Origin of the sequence: Paraburkholderia sp. WS6, from assembly GCF_030464835.1 — a bacterium.
Lineage (GTDB): Bacteria > Pseudomonadota > Gammaproteobacteria > Burkholderiales > Burkholderiaceae > Paraburkholderia > Paraburkholderia madseniana.
The window spans coordinates 190,706-206,856 of record NZ_JALQCK010000009.1; the positions used below are offsets into that span (position 1 = coordinate 190,706).

Here is a 16,151-nt window from a genome sequence, read left to right on the forward strand (position 1 = left end):
CCGCTAGGCGACGCGCCACGCCTCCGCAATTCGCGCGGCCAAGCCCGAATCACGCTGCGTCGGCGTCGCGATGGCCTGCGCCAGCACGGCGCGCGCGCCAATCACTTCGACACGCTCACGCGCGCGGGTAATTGCCGTGTACACGAGTTCACGCGACAGCACGCGGCTGAACACCGACGGCAACATCAACACCGCATGCTGGAACTCCGAGCCTTGCGACTTATGAACCGTGAGCGCGAATGCCGTATCGTGCGGCGGCAGTGCAGCAGGCGACACGGCACGCAGACCGCCGTCGCCGGTACGGAAATACACGCGCAACGCACCGCCCGCACCCGGCAGCGCAATGCCGATGTCGCCGTTGAACAGTCCGAGCGCGTAGTCGTTGCGCGTCACCATAACGGGGCGTCCGGCGAACCACTGCGCACCTACGGCCAGCGTCACACCCGCCGCGCGCCGCACCTGTGCGGCCATTGCGGCATTCACCTGATCGACCCCGCGGGGCCCGGAGCGGGTCGCGCACAGAATTCGAAAGCGGTTCAGTGCGTCGAAGAGCGGCAATGGGTCCGGTGTATCGGCGGCTAGGGCTTCGGCGAGCGCATCCGCGTACGGTGCAAAACCTGCGGCGAGCCGCACGACGGTGCGATCGGCAAGCGTCGCATGCGTATCTTCGTACAGCGCCGCTGCACAGGGTTCGGCCGGGTCGATGCGCAGGACTTCGAGCGCCGCGCCGGCCGCACCGTTGCGAATCGCGAGCGACAAACGGCCGATCGGTGATTCGAGGCCGAATCGATAGTTGCGCTCGAGCCAGACGACGCAGTCGGCGAGCGGGTTTGGGGGGGACGAAGGTAGTGCTGAGACGAACAAGTCGTCAGGCGGAGTATCGAAATCGTCTGGCGCACCCGTTTGCGCGAAAAAATCGTCAGGCCCTTCGTCGAAGCCGCTCGACAAATCCGGCAATGCTTCCGACAACCGCGCCGCCTCAATGCCCAGCGCCTCAGCAATCCGCTGCAGTCCGTTCTGCGTAAAAGCAGGCCGCGCGCTGAGCTCGGCGAACACCGCACCAGCCTCGACGGCAGCGAGCTGATCCTTGTCACCCAGCATCACGAGACGCGTCTGCGGCGCAATGGCATCGAGCAAATGCGCCGCCATCGCAACGTCGATCATCGACGCCTCGTCGATCACGACGACGTCGTAAGGCAGCGGGTTGTCGCGATGATGCCGGAAGCGCCCACCCGGCCCTGAACCAAGCAGCCGATGCAAGGTGTACGACGTCTGCGGCAAGCGCGCGGCGAGTTCGGGCGGCAAATCGCCGGCACGTGTGAGCAAGGCTTCCTGCATGCGTTGCGCGGCTTTGCCGGTGGGCGCCGCCAATGCAATTCGCAGATCGGCCCGCGCATCCAGCAAACAGGCAAGCACGCCAACCACCGTAGTCGTTTTGCCTGTACCTGGGCCGCCGCTGACGATGGTCAACCGCCCGGACAGCGCCATGACTGCCGCGACACGTTGCCAGTCGACTTCGTCGTCCTGTGGCGGGCCGAAGTAGCGCAGCAGACGCTCGTGCAACGTTTGAGCGGTAGCGTCCGCGTCTACGCCTGCACTGGCGCCTGCATTTGCACCCGCATGCGCAACCAGCGAGCGTGCGAGACGCCGCTCATAGTCGTAGTAGCGCGCAAGATACAGCCGCCCTTGCCCATCGATCACCAGCGGGCGCAACGCCGCCGCGCTTTGCAAGCCGTCGCTAACCATGCCGCTTGCGAACAGCGCCGAGCGCACTTCCGTGCTCGATGCATCGAAGCGTCGCGCCAGCACGGCAAGCGGCAGGCACACGTGCCCTTCGGCAGTCGCGCGGCTCGCAGCAAAGGCGGCCCGCGCCGCCCACTTCACCGCCTCGCCCGACGCGCCGCCGCGCCGCGCCAAGGTGCCGATGCGGCGCGCGAACCCTTCGGCAAGCGCGGTGCTGAAATCGGCCGGCGCGGGCAAATTCACCCCGATGTCGTCAAGCTCCGGCGGCGCGGAAGAGTTCCGCTCGAACGTGCTCATGCGACACCTCCGATCATCGCCGCGTCGAGCAGCGCCACCAGTTCGAATGCAGGCCGCCGCATGTGAACGCCCGCCGCTCCATCCGCATCGCGCCACTGCGGACGAACCCCGCGCACGAACAGATAGAGATAGCCGCCGATGTGCGTGTCGTACGCATAATCGCGCACCCGCGTTTTCAGATAGCGATGCAGCGCCACCGTATAGAGGAGCGCCTGCAGGTGATACGCGTGGCTCGCCATGGCCGCTTCGAGCGGTGCCGCGGCGTAGTCGGCGGCGGTGTCGCCCAGATGGTTCGACTTCCAGTCGACGATCCAGAAGCGTCCGTCGTGCTCGACGATCATGTCAATAAATCCTTTGACGAAACCGCGCAACACGCCGGGTTCCAGCGCAACGTCGGGATACCCGTGTTCGATCAGCAGCTCGCGCAGCGCCGGAAAATCGAGCGAAGGCGCGGCAAACAGAAATTCGAGTTCGTTCAGACGGCGCTGCGGATTCAACCTGGCGAGCGCCATGCCGGGCACGAGCTCGGTAGTCACTACGTCCGCGATCAGGTTATGCATCATGGCCGGCAAGCGTGCCGCGAGTTCGGGCACTGCCGACGCCGGACGCTCGCGCAACGCGCCCCGGATGGCATCCGGCCATGTCTTCGGATCGGTGAAATCCGCGAGCTCGAACATGCGATGCAGACACTCGCCCGCCGCCGCGCCGCGTGGAAACGCGAGAATGTCGTCCTCAGCGTAGGACGGCGCTTGTGGCACCGCTAACGGCATCGGCGCAAGCGCGTCGGCGATCTCGTCGTGATCGGGGCGCACCTCTTCCACCGGCGTGTGCACCTCCTCGGCTTTGCTGCCGGCGGCGATCAAGCCGCTGAAGCTCGCCATGCGCCACTGATCGCGCAACGGCCGCCGATTGGCGCGCGCCTGCATCCGCGCGCCGCTGTCCTGGAGGCTTTCCAACGGCGCACGGCGCTCCACTTTCGGCAATGCCTGCAACGTGATCGGACCGCCCGCCAACGCCTGCCACGATGATGACAAGGCGGCTTCGTCGGGTGGGTCGGTGAGCCAATCGTCGAAGCTGTGACCGCTGCCACCCACCAGCCAGTTCAGCACGCTGCGCCGCGACTCCTTGGTAGAGCGCGACGACAGATAAGTACCTGCAACCAGATAGCAGCGGTACACCGCGCGCGTCAGCGCCACATAGACGAGCCGTGCCCGTTCCGCCGCCTGTTCGCGCGCCGCGTAACGTGACGCGCGTTCGGCTTCCTCGTCATCACAACCGTAGTGCAGCACTGCACCACCCGTTTCGTCGTGGTATTCGCGTGCATCGGGCAAGCCGGAGGACGGCGGCTCGCGCAGCGCACCGTCGTTCAGAAACGGAGAGAACACGACCGCATATTCCAGCCCTTTCGATTTATGCACGGTGACGATCTGCACAAGATTGCGATCCGACTCGAGCCGCAACTGCGCATCTTCGCCGCCACCTTGCGTTCGTTGCGCGGCGAGCCAACGCAACGTCGGCGCAATGCCGGGTTGCGTGGCGGCACGCGCCTGCACGAGTTCGGCCAGATGATTCACGTTCGTCAGACGGCGCTCGCCGTCCGGCCCGGCCACCAACCGTTGTGCGACGCGCAGTTCGCGCATCAGCGTGCGCCACATCAAGGCGAAGCCGCGCTCGTGCCATAGCGTGCGATAGCGCGAGAAACGCTCGACCCAACCCATCGCGTCCGCGGCATGTGCGGGATCATCGGCCGGTGCCGGTGCGTCGGCGACCTGCTCCAGGCGCCACAGTGCGGCGGCGTCGAGGCCAAGCCAATCAGTGGCGAGCGCGGCGCGCAAGCGGCGCAGATCGCCCGGCGTATCGACCGCGGCCAGCACGCGCTCGATCTGCTCGGCGTCGAGCGTGGCAAACACCGAAGCCTGCGCCAGTTCCACGCTGCCCACGCCCCACGACGCCAGCACACGCTTGATCAGACTGCCCTGCTTATGCGTTTGCACGAGCACCGCGATATTGCCCGGGGCAAGCGGCACGTCGCCGATCGTCACCGACCCTTCGCGCGCACCGCGCAGGAGCCGCACAATCTCGGCGGCGCAGGCTTCGCTCGCCGCGCGCTGCGCTTCGCGTTTGGTCAACGCAGCGTCGCCTTGCGGCAAAGTCCAGATGCGGAAGTCCCCAGCGTTTGCTTCGGGTTCGGAGAACGGCGGACGACGCCGCTCGCCAGCCCGCACCGGCTGATAGTCGAGACCGTCGAGCACGAACGCCTGTGGATTGGCTTCGAACAGCCGGTTGCAGGCTTGGACGATCGGCGCGGTCGAACGCTGATTGACCGCGAGCGTGTAGCACGCCGAAGCCGCCGCGCGCGCCGCCAGATAGGTATGCAGATCCGCCGCGCGAAAACTGTAGATCGCCTGCTTCGGATCGCCGACCAGAAACAGCGGGCCGGCCGACGCGAAGATGCGGCTGAAGATCGCAAACTGCAACGGATCGGTATCCTGAAACTCGTCGATCAGTGCGGCCGGATAACGCGTACGCAACGCATCGGCAAGCCAGGGGTTGGCCGCGAGTGCGCGATACAGGTTGGACAGCAGATCGTCGAACGACACCACCCGGCGCGTGCGTTTGCGCGCTATCAGTTCGGCGGGCGCGTAGTCGAGCCAGGTTTCGACGAGCGAAAGCCAGCGCGCGCGTTGTGCGGCTTCGGCCGCGATCACGGCGGCAGACAGCGCTTCGGCGTGCTCGAAGAACGGATGCTCAGGCGGTTCGAACTTGACCTTGGTGGCCTTCTTCAACGCCGAAGCCGTCAGCTTCAAGGCAGCCTTTGGCGGCGGCGCATGGCAATCGCCCTGAGCGAAGTATTCGGTCCACGCGGCGATCGCTGCGCTCACGAGTTCAGGCTTGTGCGAGGTCTTGCTCAGACGGTCCTGCGCTTGTCCAAGCAGACTGACGATCGCATCGCGCTCCGCCTGCCACATAGCGCAGGCCGCATCGAAGCCCGCCTGCGGATCGGCATTGCTTCCACCTGAATCGACCTTGCCCCAGCGCAACTGCGCCAATGGCTTCTTCAGGCGCCGCGCGAGTTGCTCATCGAGCGACGCGGGACCGGCGCGTTTGGCCACCAGCCATGCCGCGAACGCAGGATGTGCATAGGCCACCGGTTCCACCTGCTCGCGCCAGAAATCGGCCGCCATTTCGAAACGCAAGGCCGCGTCGTCAGCTTCCATTTCGAAGGCGAACGGCATGGCTGCGGCGAACGGCGCCTCCTGCAACGCACGCTGACAGAACGCGTGGATGGTGTGAATCGCGGCCTGGTCGAACGTGCGCAGTGCGCGGCGTACGACTTTCAATGCAGTCTCACGATCGATGCCGCGCTCCGGCGCCAGCGTCGTTTCAAAGAGACGCTGGATGAACGGATCGCCGCCATCGTCGTCCGTATCGATAGCCCGGTCCAGTTCCGCGAGCCGCCCGCGAATCCGCTCGTGCAACTCCGCGGTCGCCGCCTTCGTAAAGGTCACGACAAGAATCTGATCCGCGTTCAGGTTCTTTTCGAGCAGCAGCCGCACGTACAGCGCGCAGATGTTCCAGGTCTTGCCGGTTCCCGCCGACGCCTCGATCTGATTGACGCCGTCGAGCGAACAGGCGAAGACGTCGAGTTCTTCCGCGACCAGCGCGTGATGGTGAACGGCGCCGCTCATGACGCGCTCCGCAGATGCTGCACGAGCGGTTTGAACACGATCGAGGCGAGACTGCCGAACGGTTCGTCGAGCGAAAGCGGCGTACCGCGCAGCGCGATGCGCAAGGCGGGGTCATCTGATTCGCCGCGCACCCGATCATTGATCCACACGCCCTGCGCCGCGGAATCGCTCTCGCTGACTTTCATCCATGCACTCTTCGGGAAAAAGCGCAGCGGCAGCATGCGTCCTGCTCTGAACAATGCGGCTAGCGGCGCCAGTTCATCGAGCGGCGCGGCGACCGGCGTGAGCTCGAAGCTCTCGCCGCTGCCATGCCAAACCGTACGGCGTGGACCGTTCGGCTGCGCCGCGCAATACACCAGATGCGCAAGCCACGCCGATAGATAGTCGCGCGCAGTAGGCTTGGCGTAGCGGAAAATCACTTGTCCTGTTTCGGTCAGCAAATTCAAGGTGCCATGCAGTTGCAACGGTGCTTCGGCCGCTTTGCGGAGCGCCGCGTCATGAGTGCCGAAGAGCGTATCGGCGATGTCGGCACGATCGGGCCAGCGCGGCACGATATCGAGCACGAACGGCAACCGTTCGACACCCGAAGCGACTTCGCGGCGCACGCTGTCGGCGAGCTGGCGCAGCGCGCCGAGTTCGCGCGAGCGCCATACCGCGCCGGTCGCGCCACCCGGCAGTTCGGGACTGGCCGCGGCAACGCGGCGCACGCGCTCGAACATGCTGTTATCGTCTTCGGTATCGCTGTCCAGCAGTACCGGAAGGAGCCGCTCCGCCAGGGCGTCCCGTCCAGCCCAATCGAGTTCGAACGGCTCGGTGTCGAGCAACTCCCCTTGCGCATCCGACAACACGATGCCCAGACGGTCGCGCAACAACGCACGCGCCGGATGACGCCAGAAGCGCACGAATTCGTCGAATGCGACGGAGGCCGTCTCTTCGGGCGGCAACGGTTGATCGAAGAACGGCGCGGCGGCTGGATGCTGCGGCGCGGCCAGCAAACTGGCCAGTTCCGCGCGATCCACGTCGTAAGTGAAGAGGCCATGCTGCGACGAGAAATAATCCGACGCAAACGCCTGCAGCGGATGATCGATGATGAACGCATGCCGTGCGGCTTCGATTTCCGCGGGACTCGCCCCTTCCCCCGCCGACACTTGCGCGAGGTGATCGAGCAATTCATCGACCAGCGCGGCTGGCGGCAACGGCGCATTGTCGCGAATGCTGCGGCCCGTATAGGCGATAAACAACCGGTCGCGCGCCGCCAGCAGCAGATCGAGGAACAGATTGCGTTCGTCGTCGCGGCGCTGCCGGTCACCGGCTTTACCGAACGCGGCCATCAGGTCGAATTCGTCGGCACGGGCGAGACTCGGCAACACGCCGTCATCCATGCCGAGCAGGCAGACGATGCGATACGGCAAACCGCGCAAGCTGGTCAGCGACGAAAACGTCACGCTGCCCCAAGGCACGCCGCCGCGCGCCGGGTCGTCGAGCGCCTCGGTGAGCGCGCCGCGCACCACCGCGGCCGGCAGCACAACATCTTCTGCGCCCGCTTGCATCGCGTCGCCCATCTTGTCGATGGCGTCGCGCACTGCCGCCAGCGAATCGGCAAACGCCACGCCGCTGTCGAAGCACTGCGCAAGAGTTTCGAGCAGCAGTTGCGTCCATTCGGCAGGTGTCTGGTCGATCGAGCAGCGCTGCGCGAAGGTCTCGATATCGTCGACGAAACGCGACAGGCGGCCGAGAAGCTCGGCGTCCGAACCATCGGCGCCTTCAACGGGCAACCAGGCGTCGACCGGCTCGCCGCCATCCGGCATCGCGTAGCCAAGGTACAGACGGGTCAGCGCATCGGCAAACGTATGACGCGCGACAGGTACGTGCTCGCCCGTCGGCTCGCCAGGCACCAGCCCGCGCCGCGCACCGGCTGCCGCGAGCCATTCCTGCGCGGCTTCGAGCGCACTGGCATCGATCCCGTAACGCGCGGCGATCGCATCGACCCGCAACCATTCGATCAGATCCGGCGCACCCACACTACGCTCAGGCAAGGCCAGCCAATCGAGCAGCAAACGCGCGACCGGATTGGCCTGCGAAGGCGGCAAGCCGGTGATCCGGTACGGAATGCGGCGAGTATCGCCAGGCGGCGCGGTGCCGAATACCGCATCGATCAATGGCCCGGCGGCCGCGAGATCGGACACCGCAACCAGCACGTCGGACGGTTGCAGATCGTCGAACTCATCGAACCAGCCGAGCAGGCGGTCGTGCAGCACTTCGAGCTGCCGCGACAGGCTGTGACACACATGGACTTCAATGCCGTTTTCGATCGGCAATTCGTCCGTGTCCGTTTCCGCCCGCAGATCGAGGATGCCGTTCTGCACGGCAGCGAGCCAGCTCGGTTCCGGATTCTCGGTGAAGTCGCCCGTCTCGCCGGATGCGGCGCTCTCGGTCAACTCATGGAGCATATGCAGTTGCGCCTGGGTCTGGCGCCCCCACTCGGCCAGGAGCGGATGACCCACTTCCTGATAATCGAGCTGGCCGGCGACATCGAGCGCTTCGACACGGCCCGCACTGACGACGTCGAACCAGAATTCGCGGCACGGGTTCATCACATACAGACGCACGTCGACCCAGCGCGACAGCGCGCGCAGCAAGGCGACGTGCAGCGGCGGCATGGTCGGCAGCGCGAACACGCTGACCGCTTCAGGCCACTGCGCGTTCGAGATGGCTTCGAGATCGAGTGTGCCGATTTCCTCGAGAAAGCGATACGCAGGCGGCAAGGCGGCTGCGGGCGTTTGCGCGTCACCCGCCACTTCGGCAAGCACGGCACGCCACAGTGCGGCTTGCCAACGCTCGTCCTCACGCGCCGCTTCGCTCGCGCCGACGAGACGCGGGCCGTTGTCGTCCGCCGCGCCGCTCGCGAAGATCGAACCGCCCTTCTGCCATTGCAGCAGCCATTCCGGGCGATAGGTCAGATAGTGGTCGAGCACGGTAGCGACGCGGCGCGCCAGTTCGTAGCGCATCGACGCATCCGCCGCATCGAGATAAGTACGCAGACGCGGCGACGCATTCCACGGCAGTGCTTCATCCGCCTCTCCCAGCAACCGGTAGCAGCGCCAGACGAGCCGGTCCGGCGCGAACGGCGAATGCTTGGGTACTTCAATCACGCCGCCGATTTGCGCCCACAGCCACTGCGCGAGGTAACCGAAATTGACATTCGCGCAGATGCCCTGGCGCGCGGCGATGTCGAGTTCGAGCCGACGCCGCACCGCCGCGCTCGGGACGATCACGGGCTGCGCGGTCCAGGGATCGGACGGCGCTTGCGCCAAGTCGTCGAGCAGCGCGCCGACAAGGGTTTCGTAGCGGTTCGAGTAGAAGAGTTGGAGCATGGATCCTGGGAAAGCAGGCGACGCGAGCGGAACACCCGGGCCGCGACAGACATTGAAGCGACAGCATAACAAACGCGCTCCCAGGGCAGAACCTGGCCGAATGGACGAGGTCAGATCAGGCTCAAAATCAGTTAGACTCGACGGCAGTTTGGGGCTGCCCGGGGTCGACCCGGGTCGACCTTTTCAACCGCGTTTTCTCAGTGAATGGAATCCAGGCAGTCGATGCGCTATTCGGTTGAAATAAAAAAATTCCTCTACAGCCAGTACTTTTATGGCGGCCTGCGCATCGCAGTCGGCGTGTCATTACCAGCCATATTGTGTTTGATCGTATTTCACGACCGCGAACTCGGCTTCACGATCGCGACCGGCGCACTCGGCGCCTGTGTGGTCGATATGCCGGGTCCGCTCAAGTACAAGCACAACGAGATGCTGGCGTGCACGGTGATCGGTTTTCTGTCCGCGCTCGCCACCGGCATCGCCACGGTCAACCCGGTGGCGCTGTGGTGCACAGTCGTACCGCTCACCTTCGTGCTCTCGTTGATCGTCGTGTACGGCAACCGCTGGCCGCAGATCAGCTTCGCCACGCTGTTCATGATGATCATGACGCTGGAAGAGCATTTCACGCCGATACAGGCGCTCGTCAATGCATCGTGGATTCTCGTGGGTGGTCTCTGGTACACGTACTGGTCGACCTTCGTGAGCCGCTGGATGATGCACCGCATCGAACAGCAGGCGCTCGCCGAAAGCGTGTTCGCTTGCGCGGACTATCTGCTCGCGCGCGCCGCCTTCTACGATCTCAATAACGATCTCGACGAGTGCTATCGCAATCTGGTCGACAAGCAGATCACCGCCGTCGAACGTCAGGATGCCGCACGCGATATCGTCCTGCGCAATCTGCCCAAGCTGAAAGCCGGCCGGCTCGAACCGCGCCGGGCAATGCTGTTCAATCTGTTCATCAATACCGTCGATCTGCACGAGCTGTTTGTCGGCACGCATGTGGACTACTCGCTGGTGCGCAGCACGTTTGGCGGCTCCGACCTGCTGGTGTTCTACCGCGATCTGATTCGTAAATCCGCAGCTGATCTCGAAGAAATCGGACTCGCGGTGCTGCAAAACCAGCCGCCGCGTACGCGCATCAATGTAAAGGCCGAATTGCGCGCCATCGAGTTCGAGATCGAACTGATGCGCAAGCAGGACCTGGCTGCCAAAAATCCTGAGGCTTATTCGGCGGTATCGTCCACCTTCCGGCGCATCTGGAGCGCCACGCGCCTGATCGACAGGATGCACCAAAGCCTGTCGAGCGATCCAAGCGCGACCGAGACAGAACTGCGGCTCGACAAGGCGCTCTCCCGCTTCGTATCGAGCCGCCGTGTGCCAATCGGGCAGATCTTCTCGAATCTGACGATGGCCTCGCCGAGCTTCCGCCATGCGCTACGCGTGACGATCGCGGTCGCCGTCGGTTTCTGGCTCGGCCGCCTGCTGCCGCTCACCAACGCATACTGGATCGTGATGACGACCGTCATCATCCTGAAGCCCGGCTATTCGCTGACCAAGCAGCGCAACGGGCAGCGGATAGTCGGCACGCTAATCGGCTGTGCGGCGAGCATCGCGTTGATGATTTTCGTCAAGGAGCCGCACATCCTGCTGGTGGTGATGTTCGCCTCGATGGTGATGAGCTACAGCCTGTTGCTGTTCAATTACACCGCGAGCGTCGTGTTCACGTCCTCGTATGTGCTGCTCATGTTCCATCTGCTCGCGCCGGGCAGCATGCGCATCATCGGCGAACGCGCAATCGATACGGTGGTGGGCTGCGCGATCGCCATTGCGGCAAGCCACCTGTTCCCCTACTGGGAATACCGGTTGATGGGCAAGCTCGTCAACAACATGATCAATGCGACGCGGCAATACCTGGAAGCGAGCTGGTGGTGGAGCGGCAAGCCGGCCGCCGCGGTGGTCGCTACGGTGACGGAGGCCGGCGCGTTTGCGCCCGCCGCGGCAATGGCGGATCCGGCGATCGAGCTCGGCACGCCCGCGCTTGCGATGGCCAACGCCGGAGCGAATGCGGGCGGCAACGCTGCTCCCAAAGCCGGCGCAAGTGCTGGTGCAACCACAGATGCAAGCAGCTTTGGCGCAAGCCCCGGCGCGATCACCAGTGCAACCGGTGCCGGCACCACCACGATCAGCAACCCGACCGCCAAGCCGGTCGGCGGGGCATCCCCCGCCGCCGCAGCCGCTGCAACAGCGCTCGATCGCGACTACCGCTACCGGCTCGCGCGCAAGAACGTCCACGTGGCGTTCGCCAATCTGGGCCAGGCGTTCCAGCGCATGATGCTCGAGCCAAAATCCGCGCAGAAGTTCGTGCCGGAATTGAACGACCTGCTGGTGCGCAGCCACGTGCTCGCCTCGCAGATCACGGTGGCGGCGCCGTTGCTGCGCACCTCCGCGCAGCGGGCCGACAACGTCTCGCTACAGCCCTTGCAACGTGCCCTGAGCGCGGTCCGCGACAATCTGACCGAAGCCGAAGCCGGCAGCGCCCCGCCCGCCGATCAGGCCGAGCAGATCAAACAATTGTCGCGTGAGCTGGATGCGATGGTGGTCGGGACGGAGAAATCGCCGGACCACTCGGCGGATGCCGTGCATGACATGAAATTGCTCGCCCATCAATGCAAGCAGATGCTGACGGCGTCGGCGCAGATTCGCAAGGATGCGAGCGTCATTCGCCTGCCGGACGAGTGAAACGCTCGGGTCGTCTTATTGTGCGGCGCCGCTTGCGGGCTTCGCTACGGTAGCCGCAGCCGCTGCAGCTACCGCGTCCGATGAAATCGTCGGCGCCGGCGCGTTCTCGCGATCGAATTCGCGCTTTTCCGTGATGGCGTTATAGAAGAGCGTGGCGATCACCAGCAGTACCGCGACGACGATGAAAACAGCAATGCCAAAGGTCGGGTTCTTCTTGCGCGGCGGTTTGTTCATGAGGCGGGCTCGGTTCGCGAGGCAGTCGCGGATAGTGTCTGGGAAGGCGGCATTCTACGCCCACTGAGCTTGCACACGGCTTGCAGTCAGCGCCCCTCCACCACCGCCGACGGCCGCACCGGCAGCGCCGTCGAGTACTTGATCTGTTCCATCGCGAAACTCGAACTAACGTCGTATAACGGCACCGCGGCGATCAACAGCTTGTAGACGCGATCGTAGTCGTCGATATCGGACACCACCACGCGCAGCAGGTAATCGGTTTCGCCGCTCATCCGGTACACCTCCACCACCTCCGGAATCTCCCGCACCGCGCGCGTAAAGGTCTGCGCCCAGGCCTCGGTGTGCTGGTTGGTGCGCACCGCGACGAACACGGTGGTACCCACGCCCAACTTGCGCGCATCGCACAGCGCCACCTGAGCGCGAATCACGCCCGTCTCTTTCAGACGCTGCAGCCGCTTCCAGCACGGCGTTTGCGACAGATTCACGCGCTGCGCCAGTTCGGCGATCGGCATGGTTGCGTCTTCCTGCAGCAGCTCAAGAAGCTTCCGATCGATGGTATCCATTCCCATCTTCAAACCCCCATAGGAAATTATTCTACTTTTAAGACTTCAGGGGGAATTATATGGAAACTCTTTCTCCGGGCAAACCGGTATAAATATGTCTATCCAAAAATAGCCGATAAGCAGCCATGCCGCTGCGCCGCGATCATGAGCCAAGACCTCCGTTCAACACCCGCCGCCCGTTCCTCAGCCCATGCCGCACAGTTTGCCGGAGCGAATGAAACGCCCTCGCGCGCGCACCGCACCGCGCCGCTTACGCACCTGTGCGACGCACTCGACGCCATGTTCGAAGCCTGCGTGAAATTCCCCGAACCGTCGGATTCGACCTTCTTCGCGCGCAGCATGCGCATCGCGCTGGCCGAAGCCGCGGCGAATCCCGATTTGCTCACCTCGGCGCAACGCGAAGGCTCCACTGAAAATTACCGCCGTCATCTGCTGGCCGCCGATCCGCACGGCCGCTATGCGATCGCCGCGCTGGTGTGGCTGCCGCACCAGGCAAGCCCGGTGCATGCGCACCACACGTGGTGCGGCTCCGCGGTGCTCGACGGCACGCTGAGCGAAACGGTCTTCGAATGGAATGGCGCGCAGCACTGCGCAAGCGCCACGCGTACCCAGGCGCGCAATGCCGGAGCTGTGTCGTTTGTACGCGGCGGCAAGGGCGGCATTCACCGGCTGGGTAATTGCAGCGACGCGCCTGCCGTCTCGCTGCATATCTACGGTGTCGCAGGCGCGCAGATCGCCACGCACGTCAACGACATCGTGCGCGCAGCCGACGCGCCGGCGCTCGTCTGAAACCAGTAGGCTCTGCCTAAAGACGCAAACGGCGGACGCGGACCGTGCCAAGGTCCACTAGCCTCGCCTCGCATCCAGCCCAATCAGTTTTTACCACCCGCTTCTCCGGCCGTCGGAATCTGCGGCGGAATCGGCGCGGTCTGCCCGGTCGGCGGCGGTGCCGGACGCGGTTCGTGCGACACATCGCGCGCCACCGCCATCGCAGCGTGCGCGGTCCGCGTGGCAGCCGCCGCCTCGGCATGCGCGTGCCCATGCCCATGCGGGCCGACCTCGGGCAGTTCATCGTCCGGCAAAGGCTGTCCCTCGCTATCCTTCGACGACGTGTACACCCGCATCTGCGGCACCGGAATCTCGATGCCGGCTTCGTCCATCTTGCGTTTGAGCCTCAGATTGAAGGCGCGCGCCACGCTCCATTGCTGCAACGGCCGCGTCTTGATCTGCCCTTTCACGACCATCCAGTTCGGATCGAAGCGGTCGAGCCCCCACACCTCGATCGGTCCGAGCATTTCGCGCCGGTAGCGGAAGTCGGCCATCAGATCGGCGCCGACTTCGCGAATCAGTTGCGTGATCTGATCTACATCAGTCGAGAACGACATGCGCACTTCGAACACCGCATAGGCGAAGTCGCGCGACAGGTTCTTGACGATCTTGATCTGCGAGAACGGAATCGCGTGGATCGCGCCTTGCCCGTCGCGCAGGCGGACGGTGCGGATCGACAAATGCTCGACGGTGCCCGCATGGCCGCCGTCCACGTCGATCCAGTCGCCGACCGAGATCGTATCTTCGATGATGATGAACAGCCCCGTGATCAGGTCGGTCACGAGCGACTGCGCGCCGAAACCGATCGCGAGTCCGATCACACCGGCGCCGGCCAGGAGCGGCGTCACATTGATGCCCAGGTTCGCCGCGGTGACGATGCCGGCAATCGTCATGATCGTCACCAGCAGCACGTTGCGCAGCAGCGGCAGCATCGTGCGCGCCCGCATGCTCGGATTGCGCGACTTGTTGCGCGGACCACCCGGATTGAGGGCCTCGGTAATTGCCGTGTCGACCAGAATCCACAGCAGCCATGAAATGAACACGGTCGCAATGATCGCGGTCACCGCGTGCGCAATCCCGCGCGCTGCAACGTTTTTCTCCACGACTTCCGCGAGCGACACGCCCCATAAACGTGCCGCCAGCTCAAAGAAGAACAGCCAGATGAACAGCGTCAGCAGCGTGCCGCAAAAGCGCAGCAGGCGCGACAGATAAGGCGAGCGGCGCCGCGCACGGTGGCTTCGCGGGCGCGTCACACGAAGCACGATGGCCGAAAGGAAAAATGCGAACACCAGCAACAGTGCGGTGACCACCGAAATCTGCAGTACGTTTTCGCTGGAGCCCGAGCCGCCGAGCGTGGCGACCACCGACGCGCCGGCGAGCACCAGCACCGGCAAGTGCCAGAGCGAGGCGAGCACGTCGAACGCGTCGGTCGCGGCCCTATGATCGTGGCGCTGCTCGTAAGGCCGGTTGCGAATCAAATGCGCGATCGGCCGGCGGAATGCCAGCGCGAAATAGCCGGTGAGCACGGCGGCCGTCATGTTGGCGGCCGTCGAAATCAGCGCGGCGAGATTTGATCCGAGCTGATGCTCGACGTCGTAATTGACCGCCGCATCGCCGAGGGCAGCGCATATGCCCACCACGAACAGCACGCGCCGCGCGTGTTCGATCAGCAGGTGCACCGCAACCCGCCGATGTCCTGAGCCGAACAGCGAAAACATGATCAGACAGATCGCCGAGAACACCGCACCCGCGACGATCGCATAGGCGACCACCAGGCCGAGGGTGCGGCCGAGCGCATCGGGCATCGCGCGCACGAACAGCAATGCGGCGAGAAAGGCGATGATCCACGGGCCGACCCGGCGCAGCGCGAAGATCAGCAGCTCGCGCGTGGTGGGATTCGGTTTGAGCCCCATGAGGATACCGAAGCGCCGGTATAGCCGGTGCTGCACGTAGATCAGCGCGCCGGCGCACGCGCCCCAGCCGGCCAGCATGGCAATCATCGCAAAGACGATGCGCCCGAAGCCTTCTTGCCCCTGGCCCGAAATGATCGTGTAGAGCTCGTTGCCGGCCGCGTTGAATCTCCCGCCCCAATAGCGCACCGGCGTGCGGCCCTGATGCACATTGGATTCGAATGACGCGATGCCCGACGCGATCGCTCCGAGCAAGCCAGCACTCGTTTGGGCGGTCGCGGACGCGGGCGCGGCTGGCGCAGCGTTTTGCGACACGTCACGCAGCTTTTTGAGCTGGGCGACGAGCGCGGTGCGCTGCTTGTCGTTGTCGAGCGTGGTGATCACGCTGTCGAGCGAGCGCGTCAGTTCCGCCTGGCTCGCGGGCGACGGCGCGGAGGCCGCTTCCGCGGCCGAGGCACCCGAGGCGGCAGACGCCGGCGTTGCCGTCGCGCTATTGATCAGGCTCTGCAAGGCCGGAATGACCGGCGTGCCGGCGCCGGCGGCCTGGGCGGTCGCAGGCATCCATCCGATGCCGAGGGTCAGTACGAGGCAGACCGTGGCCGCCCACGCGCCGAACCACGCCGCGACATGAGCACGAATGCCGCGCCCGATACGACTGGAAGGAAAATGAAAGACGGCGCGAGTCGCCAGTTGCCCGCCGTTAGACGGCGCGGCCCCGGACTCACGCCGCAATGGGCATGACTGCATGGCGATCCGTAAGAAAACGGGAGACGCCAG

8 protein-coding genes are annotated in these 16,151 nt (G+C 64.8%); 2 read left to right on the top strand and 6 right to left on the bottom strand.

What is annotated here, in order from left to right; translation table 11 throughout:
• Positions 1-3: 3 nt before the first annotated feature.
• The 3 genes from M0D64_RS13820 to recC are packed head-to-tail and all read right to left on the bottom strand — an operon-like array spanning position 4 to position 9,103.
• Positions 4-2,040, bottom strand: coding sequence for an AAA family ATPase (locus M0D64_RS13820; protein ID WP_266258090.1), 2,037 nt, complete (start codon positions 2,038-2,040; stop codon positions 4-6).
• Positions 2,037-5,729 carry an exodeoxyribonuclease V subunit beta gene (gene recB, locus M0D64_RS13825; RefSeq protein ID WP_266258091.1) on the bottom strand — a complete coding sequence of 1,231 codons (3,693 nt, stop codon included), beginning with the start codon at positions 5,727-5,729 and terminating at the stop codon, positions 2,037-2,039. Before recB ends, M0D64_RS13820 begins: the two co-directional genes overlap by 4 nt.
• A complete protein-coding gene (recC, locus tag M0D64_RS13830) occupies positions 5,726-9,103 on the bottom strand; it encodes an exodeoxyribonuclease V subunit gamma (protein ID WP_266258092.1) in 3,378 nt (1,125 codons plus the stop codon). The genes recB and recC overlap by 4 nt, the downstream gene beginning before the upstream one ends.
• A gap of 222 nt (positions 9,104-9,325) precedes the next feature.
• On the opposite strand from recC, the gene M0D64_RS13835 reads away from it, so the two are divergent.
• The gene (locus M0D64_RS13835; protein ID WP_266258093.1) at positions 9,326-11,839 is read left to right on the top strand and encodes an FUSC family protein; all 2,514 of its coding nucleotides are present in this window, start codon (positions 9,326-9,328) and stop codon (positions 11,837-11,839) included.
• A gap of 15 nt (positions 11,840-11,854) precedes the next feature.
• On the opposite strand, the gene M0D64_RS13840 is transcribed toward M0D64_RS13835, so the two are convergent.
• Complete coding sequence (locus M0D64_RS13840) at positions 11,855-12,073, bottom strand: hypothetical protein (RefSeq protein WP_266258094.1); 219 nt, start codon at positions 12,071-12,073, stop codon at positions 11,855-11,857.
• Between the two features lie 86 nt (positions 12,074-12,159).
• Complete coding sequence (locus tag M0D64_RS13845) at positions 12,160-12,642, bottom strand: Lrp/AsnC family transcriptional regulator (protein WP_266258095.1); 483 nt, start codon at positions 12,640-12,642, stop codon at positions 12,160-12,162.
• Between the two features lie 273 nt (positions 12,643-12,915).
• On the opposite strand from M0D64_RS13845, the gene M0D64_RS13850 reads away from it, so the two are divergent.
• Positions 12,916-13,425: a cysteine dioxygenase family protein gene (locus M0D64_RS13850; RefSeq protein ID WP_266258153.1), complete on the top strand. Its 510-nt coding sequence runs from the start codon at positions 12,916-12,918 to the stop codon at positions 13,423-13,425.
• An 83-nt stretch (positions 13,426-13,508) separates the two neighbouring features.
• Here the strand turns inward: M0D64_RS13850 and M0D64_RS13855 are convergent, their stop codons facing one another.
• Complete coding sequence (locus tag M0D64_RS13855) at positions 13,509-16,121, bottom strand: mechanosensitive ion channel family protein (protein WP_154560071.1); 2,613 nt, start codon at positions 16,119-16,121, stop codon at positions 13,509-13,511.
• Between the last annotated feature and the right edge of the window lie 30 nt (positions 16,122-16,151).

What these genes read in the sequence shown, in the direction of transcription:
- M0D64_RS13840 (WP_266258094.1), bottom strand. Translation starts at nt 12,073, where the DNA reads ATGAACAAACCGCCGCGCAAGAAGAACCCGACCTTTGGCATTGCTGTT.
- recB (WP_266258091.1), bottom strand. Translation starts at nt 5,729, where the DNA reads ATGAGCGGCGCCGTTCACCATCACGCGCTGGTCGCGGAAGAACTCGAC.
- recC (WP_266258092.1), bottom strand. Translation starts at nt 9,103, where the DNA reads ATGCTCCAACTCTTCTACTCGAACCGCTACGAAACCCTTGTCGGCGCG.
- M0D64_RS13845 (WP_266258095.1), bottom strand. Translation starts at nt 12,642, where the DNA reads ATGGGAATGGATACCATCGATCGGAAGCTTCTTGAGCTGCTGCAGGAA.
- M0D64_RS13855 (WP_154560071.1), bottom strand. Translation starts at nt 16,121, where the DNA reads ATGCAGTCATGCCCATTGCGGCGTGAGTCCGGGGCCGCGCCGTCTAAC.
- M0D64_RS13850 (WP_266258153.1), top strand. Translation starts at nt 12,916, where the DNA reads ATGTTCGAAGCCTGCGTGAAATTCCCCGAACCGTCGGATTCGACCTTC.
- M0D64_RS13835 (WP_266258093.1), top strand. Translation starts at nt 9,326, where the DNA reads ATGCGCTATTCGGTTGAAATAAAAAAATTCCTCTACAGCCAGTACTTT.
- M0D64_RS13820 (WP_266258090.1), bottom strand. Translation starts at nt 2,040, where the DNA reads ATGAGCACGTTCGAGCGGAACTCTTCCGCGCCGCCGGAGCTTGACGAC.